Source organism: Leptospira noguchii serovar Panama str. CZ214, assembly GCF_000306255.2.
GTDB lineage: Bacteria > Spirochaetota > Leptospiria > Leptospirales > Leptospiraceae > Leptospira > Leptospira noguchii.
This window is the reverse complement of record NZ_AKWY02000022.1, coordinates 17,688-34,933: the sequence shown is the minus strand read 5'-3', so window position 1 is coordinate 34,933 and position 17,246 is coordinate 17,688. Positions and strand designations below refer to the sequence as shown.

General features: G+C 36.1%; 18 protein-coding genes. 5 read left to right on the top strand and 13 right to left on the bottom strand.

Annotated features, from left to right (window positions below):
• Positions 1 to 58 precede the first annotated feature (58 nt).
• Complete coding sequence (locus LEP1GSC059_RS12655; protein ID WP_020980887.1) at positions 59 to 295, top strand: hypothetical protein; 237 nt, start codon at positions 59 to 61, stop codon at positions 293 to 295.
• A 615-nt stretch (positions 296 to 910) separates the two neighbouring features.
• On the opposite strand, the gene LEP1GSC059_RS12645 is transcribed toward LEP1GSC059_RS12655, so the two are convergent.
• Both LEP1GSC059_RS12645 and LEP1GSC059_RS12640 read right to left on the bottom strand, forming a co-directional pair.
• The gene (locus LEP1GSC059_RS12645; protein WP_020980885.1) at positions 911 to 1,933 is read right to left on the bottom strand and encodes a cytochrome-c peroxidase; all 1,023 of its coding nucleotides are present in this window, start codon (positions 1,931 to 1,933) and stop codon (positions 911 to 913) included.
• Between the two features lie 77 nt (positions 1,934 to 2,010).
• Complete coding sequence (locus tag LEP1GSC059_RS12640) at positions 2,011 to 2,976, bottom strand: MBL fold metallo-hydrolase (protein ID WP_017215430.1); 966 nt, start codon at positions 2,974 to 2,976, stop codon at positions 2,011 to 2,013.
• Positions 2,977 to 3,560: 584 nt separating this feature from the next.
• Here LEP1GSC059_RS12640 and LEP1GSC059_RS12635 point away from each other — a divergent pair.
• The gene (locus LEP1GSC059_RS12635) at positions 3,561 to 4,295 is read left to right on the top strand and encodes a motility protein A (protein WP_002177402.1); all 735 of its coding nucleotides are present in this window, start codon (positions 3,561 to 3,563) and stop codon (positions 4,293 to 4,295) included.
• 244 nt (positions 4,296 to 4,539) lie between these two features.
• Here LEP1GSC059_RS12635 and LEP1GSC059_RS12630 read toward each other — a convergent pair whose 3' ends face one another.
• The 5 genes from LEP1GSC059_RS12630 to LEP1GSC059_RS12610 all read right to left on the bottom strand — a co-directional run bounded on the left by LEP1GSC059_RS12630 (position 4,540) and on the right by LEP1GSC059_RS12610 (position 7,727).
• Complete coding sequence (locus LEP1GSC059_RS12630; protein WP_002177413.1) at positions 4,540 to 4,875, bottom strand: DUF1292 domain-containing protein; 336 nt, start codon at positions 4,873 to 4,875, stop codon at positions 4,540 to 4,542.
• Positions 4,876 to 5,007: 132 nt separating this feature from the next.
• The gene (locus tag LEP1GSC059_RS12625; protein ID WP_002177408.1) at positions 5,008 to 5,286 is read right to left on the bottom strand and encodes an HNH endonuclease; all 279 of its coding nucleotides are present in this window, start codon (positions 5,284 to 5,286) and stop codon (positions 5,008 to 5,010) included.
• Between the two features lie 9 nt (positions 5,287 to 5,295).
• The gene (locus LEP1GSC059_RS12620; protein WP_017215428.1) at positions 5,296 to 6,288 is read right to left on the bottom strand and encodes a type I phosphomannose isomerase catalytic subunit; all 993 of its coding nucleotides are present in this window, start codon (positions 6,286 to 6,288) and stop codon (positions 5,296 to 5,298) included.
• 5 nt (positions 6,289 to 6,293) lie between these two features.
• Entirely contained in the window at positions 6,294 to 7,019 is a 726-nt protein-coding gene (locus LEP1GSC059_RS12615) for a J domain-containing protein (RefSeq protein ID WP_002177417.1), read from the bottom strand.
• 9 nt (positions 7,020 to 7,028) lie between these two features.
• Entirely contained in the window at positions 7,029 to 7,727 is a 699-nt protein-coding gene (locus tag LEP1GSC059_RS12610; RefSeq protein ID WP_002177390.1) for an LIC_12936 family protein, read from the bottom strand.
• Between the two features lie 122 nt (positions 7,728 to 7,849).
• Between LEP1GSC059_RS12610 and LEP1GSC059_RS12605 the strand changes: the two genes are divergently transcribed.
• Positions 7,850 to 8,182: an STAS domain-containing protein gene (locus tag LEP1GSC059_RS12605; protein ID WP_000406135.1), complete on the top strand. Its 333-nt coding sequence runs from the start codon at positions 7,850 to 7,852 to the stop codon at positions 8,180 to 8,182.
• Positions 8,183 to 9,143: 961 nt separating this feature from the next.
• Here LEP1GSC059_RS12605 and LEP1GSC059_RS12600 read toward each other — a convergent pair.
• Genes LEP1GSC059_RS12600 through LEP1GSC059_RS12575 form a run of 6 tightly spaced genes read right to left on the bottom strand, consistent with a single transcriptional unit; the run spans position 9,144 to position 15,539 of the window.
• Complete coding sequence (locus tag LEP1GSC059_RS12600; RefSeq protein ID WP_020980894.1) at positions 9,144 to 9,743, bottom strand: rhomboid family intramembrane serine protease; 600 nt, start codon at positions 9,741 to 9,743, stop codon at positions 9,144 to 9,146.
• A 17-nt stretch (positions 9,744 to 9,760) separates the two neighbouring features.
• A complete protein-coding gene (uvrB, locus tag LEP1GSC059_RS12595) occupies positions 9,761 to 11,761 on the bottom strand; it encodes an excinuclease ABC subunit UvrB (RefSeq protein ID WP_002177396.1) in 2,001 nt (666 codons plus the stop codon).
• 4 nt (positions 11,762 to 11,765) lie between these two features.
• Entirely contained in the window at positions 11,766 to 12,434 is a 669-nt protein-coding gene (locus LEP1GSC059_RS12590) for an ATP-binding protein (protein ID WP_002177399.1), read from the bottom strand.
• A gap of 45 nt (positions 12,435 to 12,479) precedes the next feature.
• Positions 12,480 to 12,941, bottom strand: coding sequence for a tRNA (cytidine(34)-2'-O)-methyltransferase (locus LEP1GSC059_RS12585; protein WP_002177395.1), 462 nt, complete (start codon positions 12,939 to 12,941; stop codon positions 12,480 to 12,482).
• A gap of 4 nt (positions 12,942 to 12,945) precedes the next feature.
• Positions 12,946 to 14,100, bottom strand: coding sequence for a S1 RNA-binding domain-containing protein (locus tag LEP1GSC059_RS12580; protein ID WP_017215423.1), 1,155 nt, complete (start codon positions 14,098 to 14,100; stop codon positions 12,946 to 12,948).
• A complete protein-coding gene (locus tag LEP1GSC059_RS12575) occupies positions 14,097 to 15,539 on the bottom strand; it encodes a hypothetical protein (RefSeq protein WP_036057534.1) in 1,443 nt (480 codons plus the stop codon). The genes LEP1GSC059_RS12580 and LEP1GSC059_RS12575 overlap by 4 nt, the downstream gene beginning before the upstream one ends.
• Between LEP1GSC059_RS12575 and LEP1GSC059_RS12570 the strand changes: the two genes are divergently transcribed.
• Positions 15,538 to 16,233 (top strand): hypothetical protein, encoded by a 696-nt coding sequence (locus LEP1GSC059_RS12570; protein ID WP_017215422.1) that lies wholly within the window; start codon positions 15,538 to 15,540, stop codon positions 16,231 to 16,233. The genes LEP1GSC059_RS12575 and LEP1GSC059_RS12570 overlap by 2 nt on opposite strands.
• Positions 16,234 to 17,001, top strand: coding sequence for a glycosyltransferase family 2 protein (locus tag LEP1GSC059_RS12565; protein ID WP_002177421.1), 768 nt, complete (start codon positions 16,234 to 16,236; stop codon positions 16,999 to 17,001).
• Positions 17,002 to 17,246 lie beyond the last annotated feature (245 nt).

Genomic DNA, 17,246 nt, shown 5'->3' with positions numbered 1-17,246 from the left:
AATCTAGTAAAACGTGATTTAACAAGAAACCTCAATATAAAAGTCATAGGAATTTGATATGTTTAAAAACTTCTTTTTAAACTTCACACTATTCTCTCTTTCAATGTTCTTATTTCGTTGTGAGGAACCAAAAGAAATTTCAGAAGAATCGTTCCGGAATTGGATTCGTGAAAAATCGGAACTGCACGAACTCAACAAATCTCGCACCATCGAATATTTAGGAATCGAAAATGAAAAAGCCGTTCTTAAAGTATCAAGTTTATCTCCTGACAATTCCAAAAAACGAAAGGAGTAATTCTTCTATACCAAAGCAAGTCTTTCCTTAATCACCTGGACTAATGAAAATTTGTATAAAATCACAATTTCCAATTATAATAAATTGTATAAATATCTCTTACTACAAAAAAATCGAAGTATTTTTTTTGATCAATATACCTTTGTGATACGAGATAACTCGGAAAATACATTGATCAATAAAAGGATTCAAATTACGAAAAACGAACATACAGTTTTTATTTTCTACCTACATGCAGATGAAGTTACATGTTTCTCTCTGAATATAAAACATTCTCCCAATAAAGATGATCTGAAATACAAAGAACTGTGGTTAAAACTTATAAATGAAATTCTAAAATAATGTGAATTCGTTTTTATATAAAAGTTGAGATCTAAACTTTATCGATCAATTTCTAAGATGTGGGTAGTTCCCACAGATTAAGTCGCATTATGAACTTTTAAAACATTGTATTTAGCTCGTATGAAGTAGCTCCTACATTTTCAAAACTCATCCTTAAAATCCAGAATTTGTGAGAGTTCCCACATTTTAGTCGCGTCTCCCGGAACACAAAAAAATACCGGCTAATCACGTAAGCAACCGCCGGCTGAATAGGTTTCAATTCTGTAAGTCCAGTTAATCAGACCGGTTCTTATCGGTCAACGTCTTCAGGAAAGTTACGATCAACTTTGTATCAGAATCCGAAAGATCTTTTCCAAGTTGAAGATGAGCCATTTTTTTGACCGCTTCTTCCAAAGAGGCAACCTTTCCGTCGTGAAAATAAGGTCCAGTAATCGCCACGTTTCGTAATGACGGAACCTTAAACATAAAAGCATCCGAAGAATTTTTAGTCAGATCCTGACGCCCTCTATCGGAAGAATTTTCATAAGGATTCACTTGACCTAGTTTACGAAAAGAATTCCCACCCAAAAGAGGACCAACGTGACAAGTAATACAACCTGTTGTTATAAACTTTTCTAAACCTTCCTGTTCTACCGCAGAAAGAGCGTTATGATTTCCTTTTTGAAAATCATCAAAGCGGTCCTGAGTTTTTAAAGTTCTTTCAAAGGCAGCAATCGCTCCAGTGATATTATCATAAGTGATTTTTTGCATCCTAGTAAGTGTATTAGAATTCTCTTTTGTTAGAGAATCAGGATATGCCTTTGCAAAAAGTTCTTGGTATTCCGGAATTTGACCAATTTTCTTTTCTACTTCTGACGCGGAAGGCATAGCCATTTCCACCGGATTTAAAATTGGTCCTTTGGCTTGTTCTTTGAGATCCTTGGCCCTACCGTCCCAAAACTGAGCTATATGAAAACCGGCATTCAAAACGGTTGGAGAATTTCTGGCTCCATTTTTTCCAAACGCACCCGGAGATGTAGGAAGATTATCCACTCCAGGGGCCTTTCCGACAACATTATGACAAGAATTACAAGACTGTGTATCGTTTGCAGAAAGTCTTTTTTCAAAATATAACTTTTCGCCTAACAAGATCAATTCGGAAGTATCAGATTCTCCACCTGGCATTTTATCCGGAATGGTTCCGAAAATTTTTTTGGAATCATCGATCAGTTTTTTAGTCTTTTCAGACGGGCCACAAGTCACCAAAAAAATTCCCAGAAATGTTAAATAGAACATTCTCGTTGTAAATGGTTTCATACCAGTTCCTCTCTTATTTTTTAGAATGATTCTAAAACGAGATTCTATTTAAAATTATACCAAATTACAATTCTTTTTTAATTCCTATTTCGCTTTTTCCGTTCGATCTGAAAAACCAAACCTTGTGCATTGATTTTAGAATCGAATTCTAAAATCATTTTTTCTCTTTCGCCGCATACAATTCCTTGGGCCAAAAGTTCTCCTTCTAAATAATCCCTAACTTTTTCTGTGCAAGATTCAAGAAGAGCTTTTCCTTCTAAGTCTGATTTTTCCCCATAAGAAAGAATACTCTGCATCGTATGTAAACCCCGTTTCATCTGACGCGCGCCAGACTCTAAATTTTTCCAAACTCCAAAATGAGTCAGATAAACCTTGTCCGCACCCGTAGAAAGAATTTTATCAATCGTATGGATCGCCTCCTCCGAATCAAAATCTGTGGGAGTCGTGGACGGATAAAGAATCGGTTCCTTTCCAACCGCAAAATCCTTATATCCCAATCCAAAAGAATCTCCCGTAAATATACCGTTACTCAAAGAATCATAGATACAAAAGTGATGATTTGCATGACCTCTTGTATAATAAAATTTGAATATTCTATTTCCCCATCGAATTTCTTCCTCGTCTTCCGGACATTTAACTCTTTCTTGTGGCACCGGCAAAATTTCTCCGTATAACTTTTTAAAGTTTTCTTCTCCATAAACCTGAATCGAACTTTGGATCAATCTTTCCGGATGGATTAGATGTTTGGCCGCTTTGGGATGCGCTAGAATAGTCGCATTCGGACAATGTTTTGCCAACAACCCAGTTCCGCCGGCGTGATCCAGATGAACGTGAGTAATTATGATATATTTTACGTCTTCTGGCTTACGTCCCACCTTTCGTAATTCCTCAAGTAAAATAGGAATCGAATGATTTGTGTTATTTTCTACGAACGTCGCCTCTCCATTTTCTACAACCAGGTAAGCGCAAGCAATTCCTGGAGAAATATAGTCACAATCAATTGTGTATAAACCCGGAAATATTTCTTTCTCATAGGAAAACATTTCAACCCTCCAGACTTCATAATTCATAGAAAGTATTTATGGATTTTAAAGAATCTGATTCTATTATATTTTCATCAAATATTAGAGTTGTTGAAAAATAAATTTTCTATCTATTTCTGTTTCATGGAAACGATCAATCAAAGCAGCTTTGTTAATTACCACTATGGAATTTTTCAACAACTCTATTGTTCTTTTTAAAAGAACTTCCAGTTTAATCGGACTTAAAAGCACTTGAGTTCGTGAAAGAATTTATGATTTATTTTTTGAAAAAAGTTGGAATCAGAATTTTACAGATCATTCCTTAAATGTGGGAACTCATACAAAAAGTAAATGTTTGTGATGTGACTTAATTTGTGGGAACTACCACAAACCACAATTTTACGAACAAATTCTTAAATTGTAAGAACTCATACTTTTAGAACATTCTTTCTCATTTTCTCCACAAACTTACGTTAAAAACGATGTAGAAAAACCAGAACAAAACCCTTTTGGGTTTATATTACCCAAGTAGATAAAAAACTATAGATTTGTTATGGGACAGAATGTTCTTGTAAAAACCCGTGATTGTAGGAACTCTAACGAAAATGAATCCTACTTTCGTCGGTCTTTCCGTCGCGTTCCTATCCGTCTTAATAGCGATTCTTTTGGAAGGCGCACATTTTCTTTCCTTCTTTAAAATTTCCGCATTTCTTCTTATTGTAGGAGGAACAGCGGGGGCAACCTTTGCAAGTTTTTCCCTTAACCAAATCAAAGATCTTGTTATCAATCTTCAACGTTCGGTTTTTCCAAAACGAAAACTTCCACTCGGAGAACTCTTTTTAGACTTTGCGGAACGAGCGCGTAAGAACGGTCTTCTTTCTTTGGAAGATAATCTCAAGTCCATTCAAGATCCGTTTCTTCAAAAAGGAATTCAACTTATCGTAGATGGAACGGATCCTCGCGCAGTGGAAGAAATTCTTTTTGAGTCCGCTATGGCTATGGAAGATAAAGAAACAAACTCAGCAAAAATTTTAGAAACTGCAGGAGGATTTTCTCCTACGGTAGGAATCATCGGAACCGTTATGGGTCTTGTAGGAGTTTTGGAAAATTTAGGTGCGGGTACAAAAGCCCTTGGAGAAGGAATCGCAACCGCATTTATAGCCACCTTTTACGGAATCGCATTTGCAAATTTACTTTTTTTTCCTCTTGCCAATCGAATTAAATCCTGGTCCAAGGAACAATCCGATCGTAGACAAGCAATTATTCGAGGAGTAATTGCCCTTCAAAGCGGGGATAATCGCCGAATTCTTATGGAAAGAATGAATCCGTTTATCGATTGAGAATTTTAAAATTTTCTAAAGAATGATCGCATAAAATTCTTGGAGATTTTTGGACAAGTGCTTTGTAAAACGGTATTATCTATTTACTTCAATGAATAAGAAACAAAAAAATAATTTTTAACAACTCTATTTTTTAGGAGAAAATTTTTCCTTTTATTTAGTATATTTTATTTTTCTAATATTATTAAAACTTTCAATCAGCAGCAACTATAAAGAGCAAGTTTACTAAACCGGGCTAAGAAACTCAAACAATGTCTACGTTTAATTCCGTGAGAATGTCTTCTAATTCCCTTTTATCTTGAACTTCGATTAGGCGATCCTCTCCAAACTCATCGGCTTCAAGACGAACTACAAAATAACCCGAGTTCTCTTCTCCTTTTAAAAAACTAACGTCTAAATTGATCAGATCTAAATCTTCTTCCTGAAGAGGAGTCAAAAGTAAATATTGATTTTCATCTATTTCCAAAGCTTCCGCGACAATAAAAGAATGAGGATTTCCTTCTTCATCCAAAAGTTGAACGGTCTCTTGAGTCCGCTCTTCCTGAAATTCTGATTCCTCTGCTTCAAAAAGACCGCTCATCTTTTAAAACCCTCTCTCTGAACCTTAAATGTAGGAACTAACGCAAATCTCTATATTATGAACAAATTCTAAAATTGTTAGAAACTTACATTTTTGGAAAACCCTTTCTCATTTTCTTACGCCAAACTCACGTTATTTAATTTCCGAATCGAACTCAAATGGAAGTTTATTCTTTTTTTCTGAATTACATTTTTTGCATGCAGGAACTAGATTTGCTTTGATAGATTTTCCACCTTTTGCAAGAGGAATGAGATGATCCATGGTCAACTCTTCTGGAAGAAATTTTTTACCGCAGTAGTGACAGGTCCCAGAACTTTTTTTCTTTTTCCACCAAGAAGTCTTACGAAGATCCTTTGCAATTCTTCTTTGTTTTGTAAGTTCTTCCTCGTTAATCCAGACTTCCGATTCCATTCAAAAATCCTAATCCTTATAAGTAATCCAATCGGAGCCGGGTCCGGATACGGATAACTTTGTCAGATCATTTCGATTGACCGCAAAAATACCTTCCTCCAAACCCGCAGCAGTTAGAAATAAAGTGTCACCTTGAAAAAGCAATTCTCCTTCGATTTCAACTTTACCCTGAAGAACAGTCAAAATCTGAAAGACTGGTTCTTTATAAACATTCGGAATTTGGAATGTTTTTCCGTTTTCGAAAATTTCCAAAGTTTCCATCAAAAATTTATCGTTTGCCGTTAGACGAAATCTATTTCCAAAATCCCAGGGTTTTAGAATAGGTTTCATTACGTCTTCTTCACAAGGTCCGCCGTAATCTAAAACATCCAGAGCTTTTTGAAGATGAAGTTCTCTCGGTCTTCCATAATCGTAAACTCTATAGGTAGAATCTGAGGATTGTTGTATTTCCATCAAAAGAATTCCAGCACCAATCGCGTGTATTCTTCCTGGTTTCAAAATAAAAGAATCTCCTTCTTTTACTGGAATCTCTCTTAAAATTTCTTCGGCCCGATTTTGTTCGACTAGAGTTTTAAATTCTTCTTTGTTTGTAGTTTGCAAAAAACCGCATATAAGTTTAGAACCTGGCTCCGCTTTCAAAACGATCCATGCTTCTTTTTTTCCGGAACTCTGCGGATCGTATGTTTCTGCATAAACGTCATCTGGATGAACTTGTACGGAAAGTTTTTCTTTTGCGTCTATGATCTTAATCAAAAGCGGAAAGGATTTTCCTCGAAAGGATTGTCCCAAGATCAAATCTGAATTTTCCAAATATGCAGTTCGAAAATTTTTGCCTGACAAAGGTCCGTTACTGATTATAGAAACGTCGTTTCCATAATCGGAGATTTCCCAAGACTCTCCTATATTTCCTTCTGGAATTTTTCTTCCCGGAAAATCTCCTAATTTTCTACCGCCCCAAATTCTTTCTTTATAAATCGGATGAAAGCGGATCACTTTCTGCATAATACCTATTTTTTCCTTCCTTCTAGGAGTTCAATTTTTACTTTGAGACGATTTTTTTTAAAATGGACAAATCCATCTAGTCTTAATCCGGAAAGATCCAACTCATAAATTTTTCCAGGCAACAATTTACCAGCTCCCATTTCCAAATTGAGGTTTCTAAAACTTTTATAGGTTCCTTTACCGCCACAAGAATCACAAAACAAATTGGAACCTTTACAATCAGGACATAAAACACGAACTACCAAGGGAATTTTTGCGGAAAGTGGGAAATTTAACTCTTCTGGAATTAAGAGAATTCTAATATCGTAATGTATACCGGAATACTTTTTTCTCTCACGATTCCTCATTCCAGCTCTAAGTAATCCTTTTCTAGCCAAATCCACCGCCTGCCCCGCATATAAGATTCTGGAACTTGGAATTTGTTTGGTTTTTGTCGAAGAAAGTTGTTCTGTTCTTTCTTCCAATGAAGACTTAAATCTTAAAAGAATTTCAGGATGTCTGGAAAGATATTGTAGATCGTATTCTTTCCTTCGAGTAGGATGAGTCAATACCTGATAAGAATGTGCAAATTTCTGAAATAGATCCGAAGATCCAGTTTCCCGGTTATCGGGATGAAATATCTTAGCCAATTCTCGATAACGGGACTTTACCCTTTCTACAGAAGCAAGTGGAGAAAGACCCAGATTTTTATAATGATCCGGAAAATCATTTGTAGACCCCGGATCATTCACGAAAGAATCTTAGTCCTTAGGATTCTCCTGATACGGTCCTCCATTTTCCACTTCTTTGAGTGTGGTTTCCACGTCTTCCGCTGCAGTTTTAATACTTCCTTCCACATATTTATCAATTCGACGAATGATTTCCAAAAGGTTGGTTCTGTAAATTCGAACCAGCTTTATTCTTTGCGCTGGTTCTCGGATCGTAGCTACATTATAAACCATTTCTTTTGTACCCGAGTCCGTTTTTTTTCTTACAACCAATTCGATAGAATTAGGTCCTTCGTTGGTGATTTTATCATTTTTGAGAATACTAATTTCTTCATACTGTGGACGCATTTTAGAGATCAATGACTTCCTACTCCAAAATACGACGGATTCCAACTTTAATGAGGAATTTGTGGCTCCTGTTCCGGATACTTTCAATACAAATCTAAGATCGAGCATGTATCGATTTCTACTTTGAGGAATTTGGTCTTCGTAAGCTGGAATAAATTGACTATAAAGATTATCTTGTATTTGTTTCCTTTGATTTAAAAATCCAAGACGACTTTCAATTCTCTTATGAAACTCTATAATATCCTTACCCAATACTTCTAGATCTTTTACCTGCCCTTGTTCATAAGGAAGAATTTTCACTTTACCGTCCGGTTCAAACTCTTGGCTCGAAATACCGGCAAACGTGGAAATTAAAATCAGGAAATAAAATAATTTTTCTTTCATTGTCGATTTTTCCAAACGCGGTCTCTTATTAGTTTCGGAGCTTCTTGTATTTTCCCCATAATTTTATCAAAAATAGATTGAACTTATCGTCAAATTCTGGGAAAAGGGAAGGAAAGGTCGGTATGGAAATTAGTCACAGAAAATCAGGAGAAACTAATATTGTAAGTCTTTCGGGCAGTCTCGACATCTACACTTCAATCGATCTCAAAACATTTTTCGAAAATAGTATCCATAAAGATAACAAAAACGTTGTCGTAAATCTTGAAAAACTTAACTACATAGATTCATCCGGAATCGGAATGCTAATTAAACAGTTAAATTATGTTCAAGATCTCAACGGATCTTTTTTCATCGCCAATATGAAACCTGCAATCGAAAAAGTTTTCAAAGTCGCCGGTTTGACTTCTTACTTCAAAACAATTAGTCCTTCAGAATTCAGTTCCAATTACCCTTAATGATTGGATTTTAATCTTTAAGTTAGTTATTTTTTCAGAAAGTTCCCACATTTTACAGTTGAGCCCAAGACTTTGCAGTAATTCCAGCATTTTTTAAATCGTGGAACTCTGATAAAGAAAATCAAATTTCTACACAAAATCGTCGTTCTGCGATCAATCTTTACATAAAAACGCGGCTTTCGGTAAGAAATCTATAATTCATTTTCCTGAAAAAGTTAGAATCTAAACTTTGCAGATCGATCCTTAAAATGTGTGAACTACCGCAAACATGATTTTAAAAACAAATCCTAAAATTCATACTTTTAGAAAATTCTTTCTCATTTTTTACGCCAAGCCTACATAAAAAATTCACTTTGAACTTGTCCCAAAACCTAAAAGAATTTTATTAATAATTCTTTAGAAATTATTAATAAAAAGAAGTAGTTCCTACAAATTAAGTCACATTGGCAATTTGCAAATTTTCGAGCAGTTCTAATCTCGTTCCATTTTCGCAGTAGTTACCACATTGGACGATTTTAGGACAAGTATTCAATAGAAGTTAATTTTTAAAACGAATCCTTACATCTACACAAATTAAATTTAAGACTAAGAGAAGAGCCGCCAAAACGACCTGGCAATCAGCTTGTTTAAAATTATCTTTCTAGTAGGATTTACTCAGAACTACATAATAAAATAGTTAACACTTGAATCATGTAAATTCAGAAAAAGAAAGTCTGGGTGAATCCGGACCGCGCTTTCAGTTCCAGTCAATAAATTGCATGAAAGGAATGCAATACGATATTTCGCCTTTAGTTACAATTTAATTATAGAACGCAATCCATAGAGAGTATTCTGCTTTAGTTTCTCTACGCTTCAATCGCTTTCGAATTGGATACTATCGAACTACGTGAAACGTCACTTTATGATAGATATTTAGGTATTCAAATTTGATAGAGATGAGTAGGACAAACTCTGAGAAAAACTATGACCAACTTCCCAAAATATTCCGAAGGACCCTGCTGAGAATCGTAGGTTCCAACAAAAGAGCAAATGCAATTCCACATAATGCACCCCAAAGGTGAGCTTCATGATTAATTCCGTCCGCGGCGGCGCCTTTGGAAGAAAAATACGTATAAACCAAATACAAAACCGCATAAATCGCGCCCGGAATCGGAATTGGTATAAACATCATATAAAGAGAGAGATCGGGATAAAAAAGAATTGTGGCAAACAATACCCCACACACGCCTCCCGAAGCACCTAACGTAGAATAATGAGGATTGTCCAGATTTTTTCTCCAAGAAATTACACTCGTAATCAAGATCGTTCCCAAATAAAAAAGAACAAACCAAATCGGCCCCACAGTCATTTCTAGATTTTTTCCGAAAGAATAAAACGAAACCATGTTAAAGATCAGATGCATCCAATCCGCATGTATAAAACCAGAAGTAAGTAATGTATAATAGTTCTTATTTCGATTCAATCGATAAGGACTTAAAATGAACTTATCCAGTTTTTCTTCGGAAACAAAACACCAAATGCTAATAGCGAATGTTAATAAACAAATTAATAAAGTGACCAACAATGAATTCCTTATTTTTAATTTTTGACTGAAGGATCTTCCGTTTGAATCGATAACATTTTATCCCTCAAAATTGCGGCTCTTTCAAAATCAAGTTCTTTAGCCGCTTTCATCATCTCTTCACGAAGTTTTTCTTTCAACACTTCCTTGTTCGGAAATTTTTTAGAATTAAATTTTTTCTCCACGTCTTCCAGAACCAGATCCTCAGAAGTTCGCTCCTTCTCTTCTCTTTCGATAATATCTCCTATTTCCTTTTTGATAGTCAGAGGAGTTATACCAAATTTAAGATTATGATCTTCCTGGATCTTTCTACGACGTCTGGTTTCTTCGATCGCTTTTGTCATAGAATCGGTTGTTTTATCCGCGTAAAGAATCGCCGTTCCATTTACGTTTCTTGCGGCACGACCAATTGTCTGTATTAGAGATTTATAATTTCTTAAAAAACCCTCCTTATCCGCGTCCAAAATAGCAACCAAAGACACTTCTGGAATATCCAGACCTTCCCGTAAAAGATTGATCCCGATCAGAACGTCATAAATTCCCTTTCTTAAATCTCGAATAATCCCAACACGATCCAAGGTTTCCACCTCAGAATGTAGATAAGCCACTTTCAAACCGATCTCTTCGTAATAATCGGTAAGATCTTCCGACATTTTTTTTGTGAGAGTAGTAACAAGAACCCTTTCTCCCGCATCTATCCGCTTACGAATTTCCACAAGTAGATCTTCGATTTGATTTTTAGTAGGACGAATTTCCACAATCGGATCCAAAAGTCCGGTCGGTCGAATAATCTGCTCCACAATCTTAGAACTCTTTTCAATTTCGTATTCAGCGGGAGTTGCAGAAACATAAAGGGTTTTAGGAGTTAAAATTTCGAACTCTTGAAAATTAAGAGGTCTGTTATCCAACGCACTAGGAAGTCTAAAACCAAAGTCAACTAACGTCTGTTTACGTGCCTTATCTCCAGCGAACATCCCTCCGATCTGTGGAATCGTTACATGAGATTCATCCACAATTAAAAGGAACTCCCCTTGAAAATAATCGATCAAACAAGCTGGACGTTCTCCAGGCTTTCTTCCAGTAAGATGTCTGGAATAATTTTCTATCCCGTTGCAATATCCCATTTCCTGAAGCATTTCCAAATCGTAATTCGTACGAGATAAGATCCTCTCCGCTTCCAGAAGTTTATTGTTTTTTCTAAAAAAATCAGTCTGAGCTTCCACTTCCGCCCTTATGTTTTCGACTGCTTCTTTAACCTTGGGACCAGAAGTAATAAAGTGTTTTGCTGGATAAATATAAGCTTTTTCTAATTTAAAAATTGTTTGTGCGGTAACTGGATTGATTCTACTGATTGAATCAATTTCGTCCCCAAAAAATTCAATTCTGATTCCGTCGGTATGATACGCAGGATAAATTTCGATCGAATCTCCTCGAACCCGAAAGTTTCCCCTCGAAAAATCCAAATCGTTCCGATTATATTGTATGTGTAACAACTTACGAATTACCGCGTCCCTTTCAATCGTATCGCCCACTTTTAAAGCTACAACAGAGTTTGTATATTCCTCTGGAGAACCCAAACCGTAAATACAAGAAACGGAACTAACGATAACCACGTCTTCCCTTTCCAACAAAGAAGAAGTAGCTCTCAATCTAAGTTTATCTATCTCTTCGTTGATGGAACTATCCTTTTCGATAAAAGTATCCGAAGAAGGAACATACGCCTCCGGTTGATAATAATCGTAATAAGAAACAAAATATTCCACTGCGTTTTCGGGAAAAAACTCCTTAAACTCTCGAAATAGTTGAGCCGCCAAAGTTTTGTTATGCGATAAAACCAAAGTAGGAAGTCCCAGATTTTGAATAACCTGAGCCATCGTAAAGGTTTTACCGGAACCGGTTACACCTACCAGTGTCACCTTCTTTTCTCCCTTTTGAAAAGAATCAGCAATGTTTTGGATCGCTTTGACTTGATCCCCAGCGGGTTTGTATGCGGAATGAATTTTAAAAATGGAAGCCATACGACTAGGAAAGTTTTTTCTTGGCATTAAACTGAGCTTGTTTTTTATTTTCTAAAATTTCAAGATCAAGTTCGTCAAAAAGTTTTTGCATAACCATCATACCACGCATCAATGTCGCCGTGGAAGAAAATTTTCCCCTTTCTATGTCCTGCTCTAAATTCAGTTCTTTGAGGTTGTTTACAATTTGTATAAAAAGAGTCTGAGAAGAATCAATATAATATTCCACTTCTACTTCGGTGCCGTCCCCGTACTTGACTGCGTTTTCAACGGCTTCTAAAACTCCGATACAAAGATCGACTACTAAATCTTCGGGAGTACCTTGATTTTTGAGAAAAAATTCGAAACGGCTTCGAACATACTGCATCGGTTGAAACGTTATTTTACCAAGCAAAGTATAACATTCCTTAGGTGGAAATTTTTTACCTTGAATGATATCCGGATGAATATGAAATTCTTTAGAGTTAAACTTACTTCGTTTCACATAACTGGATTCTACAAAACTTTCCAGAATGTTTTCTACGATTGTATTTTCAAGATCGGGTTCGTCTTTGAATTTGCGAATAGTATCCATCCGAATCCAAGAAAAAAAATCATTTACCGTTCCGGTCAATCCCAGAGAAAGCATGGACCGAATTTGTTTTTCGATTTCTTCTTTAGAAAGACGAAAAGTCATACTTTACCCATTGAGATGTGAAATTCTGAAAGTGTAAATCCGTTTTTACCAAGACTTAATTTGGCGCATCGCTTCGTATGAAATCACAGCGACTGAATTACTTAAATTCAAACAGCGGGAAGAATCTTCCATCGGAATTTTTAAGATCCTTTCTTGATCCCATGAATTTTTTATTTCCAAAGGAACTCCAGAAGTTTCATTTCCAAACAAAAAAGCATCTCCTTTCCTATAACTTACGTTAGTGTAAGATCGCTTACCATAAATTGAAACCAGATATAAATTGGTTTCAGAAGGAAGAGCCACTTTATATTCTTCTAAAGAAGAATGAAAATAAATTTTCACCTTATCCCAATAATCTAATCCGGCTCTACGTGCCGCCTTTTCGGAAAGGTCAAATGACGCTTGTCCAACGATATGAAGTTCCGCCCCCAAAGCCACACAAAGTCTTGCTATGTTTCCGGTATTGGGAGGAATTTCAGGTCTATAAAGACCTATATACAAAGACATAAAATTATTTTTTCTTATTTTTATTCAAAGAGTTTTGAAGGATTGCTCCAAAAGAACTTGTAGAACCGCTCGAGTCCACGCTCAAATAACTACTGTAATCTATTCTTTCTTGAATCTCTTTTGCCTTTTGAATAGAAAGAGAAATCTGCTTTTTTTCTGGATTGACCTCCATTACAAAAACGTCAACTACTTCTCCGGGTTTAAAACTCTGACTTAAAGGAACTCGATTGGAAACTCCAGTTTCTTTTCCCGGAACAAGACCGTTAAAATGATCGTCTAACTTTACAAATACGCCAAAAGGTTTGAGAGAATCGACTGTTCCTTTTACAATGTCACCTTCTTTAAAAGGAACCGTTTGTGCCCAAGGGTCCTTTAGAAAATCCTTAACCGTTAATGCGAACTTCTGATTTTCCCAATCGATTCTAAGAACTCTAGCTCTTAAAGTCTGACCTACTTGAAATTCTTTTTCCAATTCCGGATTTTTTTTATAAGTAGCTTCGCTAATTGGAACAAGCGCCGTCAGACCTCCGTCCATCTCTACGATCAAACCGAAGTTTTGGATCGTCTTTACTTTGCAAGTAACGAACATTCCTTCTTTTAATTCTTGTTTCAAAACTCCTAATTTAGCTTCCTTGGCTCGGTCAGAAATTTTCTTTTGAGAAACGACTAACTTGTTTCTACTTCCAAAATCTTGGATTAAAAACTTTAAACGTTTTCCAACAAGACCTAATTTTTTTAACTCCGGATCAATTTGAGAAAAAGGACAAAACGCATTGAACTCTCCGATTTTTACATCGGCTCCGGAATCCCCTTCGGAAACGAATTGACCCAGTACAGGAATTTCAGCTTTTTTAGCAATTTCTAATAGATCTTTGTTTAACAAGTCTCCACTCAAACAAGTAGTAAAGTGAACATCTCCGTGATCTTCCTTTAAAAAATAAGCTTCAAATTCTTCTCCTGGATTTGGAAGTCCGGATTCTATAAATTCTTCCGAAGAAATGATCCCCGGAAGTTTTCCTTCTTTTGCGGTTACGAAAACAAAATCTTTTTTTGCGGAGTTTACGATCGCGGTGATTTTGGTTCCAGCTTCCATAGATTTTTTCTTTTTAAAGGAAGCGTCTAACATTTTTTCGAAGAGTTCTTTTTCGGATTCTTTCATTTTTGTTTTCCTCTTTTTTTTGGACTGGAAGGTTGTCCTTTTTTTCCGCGCTGATCTAACTTTCTATTCGAAGAATTTTCGTAAAGATCGTAGTAAATTTCTCCTGCTATAATTTTGCGAAGAGTTTTCAAATTCTTTAAATCGATGAGCGGGTCTTCCGTAAAAACATTTATAAATGCGGGTCTACCTTCTATAATTTTTCCTTCGTGAGGAGCTTCTATAAAACCGCAAGTGGATTCGGTGGCAATCCGAATGGTTTCTTGATTACCGAATACGCGGGAAATAATTTCCATTTCTTTCCAACTTCCAATTCCGGGATGAACGTGTAAATTGCCTGTGCCCGAAGCAAGAAGTAGGTTTAGATTTTTTTGTCTTCCTAAAAAAGCAAGATAGGATTTATATTCTTTTTCGGCGTTCGATCGATCCTCTTCTTGAAGTTCAGTTAACTTTCCTGCAAACTCAGGTTCGGGTGCAATGTTTTTTGCAAAGTAAGAACTCCATTCTTTCATTAAATTTAAATCCGTTTCCCACTCGGAAGTTCCTGCGATTTTCTGATAATAATACACGGAGAACATAGGACCCCAGTTTAGATTTTGAAACGCTCCGGAAGAAATCCTCCCCGAAATATCATCCGGTATCGGATGATATAAAATTGAAATCCCAGCATTCATTCCTTCTAAAATACTGAATTCGTCTCCAAAGGCAGATAACGCTAGTTTGGTTCCTTCCGAGTCCGCTGCTTTTTTAAGTTGATATAAAAACGAACCGTCAAAGGAAAAAGATTCTCCCTCTTGATAACGATAGAACAAATGAACGAAAGAGGAAGATTTCTTTTTAATTTTGGACATAGCCTCTTTGGAAGAACGAATCAATTCGTAACCCGGAAGATTCACAAACTTCTTTGTTTCAGAACTTTCTGCAATCCAAGGTGGATCGGATTTTTTTACCCAAGGAGATTTTTTTTTGGAACGTTGTGCGTCTTTCAAAAGTGTCTCCACCCAAAAAGGATCTCCTACCGAAAGAATTCCAGTAAAACCGTGAGCCAGAAAAGATTGGAGAGAAAGATAAACACCGGCCCGATCTTTTTGTCCCCCTAACGAATCTACGGAAAGAGTGACATTCGCGTCACAAAACCCGGGAAGTACATAAAAAATTTTATCTTGGAAAGAATTTATTTTTTTAATGGATACAACCTTACCGTTTTCGATCCGAATTTCAGAAGGTTCTGAATATTCCTTTTTTCCGGGAAGAATGTATTTTACAGGGCTTAGGGTAACAGACTCTGAACCGACGGATGATGCTACCAAAGATAAGAACGTAAATAAAGAAACGGCACGTTTTAAATAAGCACAAATCTGTTGTGACTTTAAAGGGTGTTTCTTTTTTCCCTTTCTTAAAATGACTCTCTTGACAAACAAAACAGATTCCACAATGCTCATGGAGATGGGGCAGGAAATCCGAGAAATATCCGACAATATCCGCCTAACAATCAAGAACGGAAAAATCCTGTCTTTAAAGACCCACAGGATAACCCATTCCGTCGAAGAACATATCCAAAAGGCAGTCGGACTGATTCTGGATAAGGTGACTCATCCAACTTTAGTTCCTACGGTTTATACAATAATAAAAGAGTTGGCAATCAACGCTTGCAAAGCAAATCAAAAAAGGATTTTTTTCGAAGAAAAAGGTCTAGATCTAAACGATCCTTCCGATTACGAAAAAGGAGTTAGAGAGTATAAGAGTCTTTTCAGTGAAAAGATGTCCGAACTTTACGGACAAAAAGCGCAAAAGAAAGGATATTATTGTTTGATCAATTTTCATTATTCTTTAAACGGAATTAGGATCGAAGTAGTCAACAACGCGCCCATTACTCAACAGGAAGAAAAATCTCTCCGCGAAAAACTGGAAAAGGGTATGCGGTATAACGACATTGCACAATTCTATTTGGACAACGCAGACAACACGGAAGGCGCCGGAATTGGATTGGCTCTCATTTTAATTATGCTCAAAGGAGAAGAGATCGATCCTTCCTACTTCAGAATCATCATCAGAGAAGACGTTACGATCGCAAGATTGGAAATTCCTCTCACTCCCGACTTTCAAAGTCTTAGAAAACAAGATTATAAAAATTAAATGCGACTTCCTCTTTCCGTTTGTATCATCACACTCAACGAAGAAGACAATCTAGAACGTTGTCTGAAACCTTTAGATTTTGTTTCCGAAATTATAATCGTAGATTCAGGCTCCAAAGATAAAACCGTAGAAATCGCCAAAAAATATAAGGCCAAAGTACGTAAAAGAAAGTTCGATAACTATGTAAGCCAAAAGAACTTTGCACTTTCTCTAGTTCAAAACGAATGGGTTTTAACCTTAGACGCAGATGAGGAAGTTTCTACGAACTTAAAAGAAGAAATTTTAGGACTTTTTCGAAACGGACCTCCGACCGCAGACGGTTATTCTACTCCTAGATTAACCTGGTATTTAGGAAAATGGATTCGTCACGGAGGTTGGTATCCAAACCGAAGAATCCGCCTTTTTCACAAAATCAAAGGCAAGTTTGGAGGTGGGATCGTTCACGAAACAATTCAACTCCAGGGTATATGCAAAAAACTGAATTCTCCTGTGTATCACTATTCTTATAAAAGTATTGGAGATCATATACGTTTTATCAACACCTATTCTGAGTTAGGCGCTCAAGAAAAATTCAACGCCGGTAAGAAAAGCGGTCTTTTTCTAGCGTTTCTGGAAGGTTTTTACAAAACATTTTGGATGTATTTCATTCGATTGGGTTTTTTAGACGGTAAACAAGGTTTTATTTTGGCGACTTTTGGATTTTATTATAATTTTCTTAAGTATATTAAACTATATGAAATGAATCTAAAAGATAAAGAAGAAAAATAGAAGTTACTATTCTATAAAATCTAAAGAAATATTCTTAATATTTATTTTTTTCGTGAAATTGTTGTTTTGCGATTGTTTTCGAACAAAAATTCATTTTATAGGATTTCCCTCAATTAACGTGAGTTCGGCGTAAATTCGATTCGTTTTATAAAAATCTGTTTCTTTTGCATGGAAATGGTCGATTAAAACAGTGTTGTTAATCTGAACTATGGAAATTTTCAACAATTCTATTATACGACTTAATC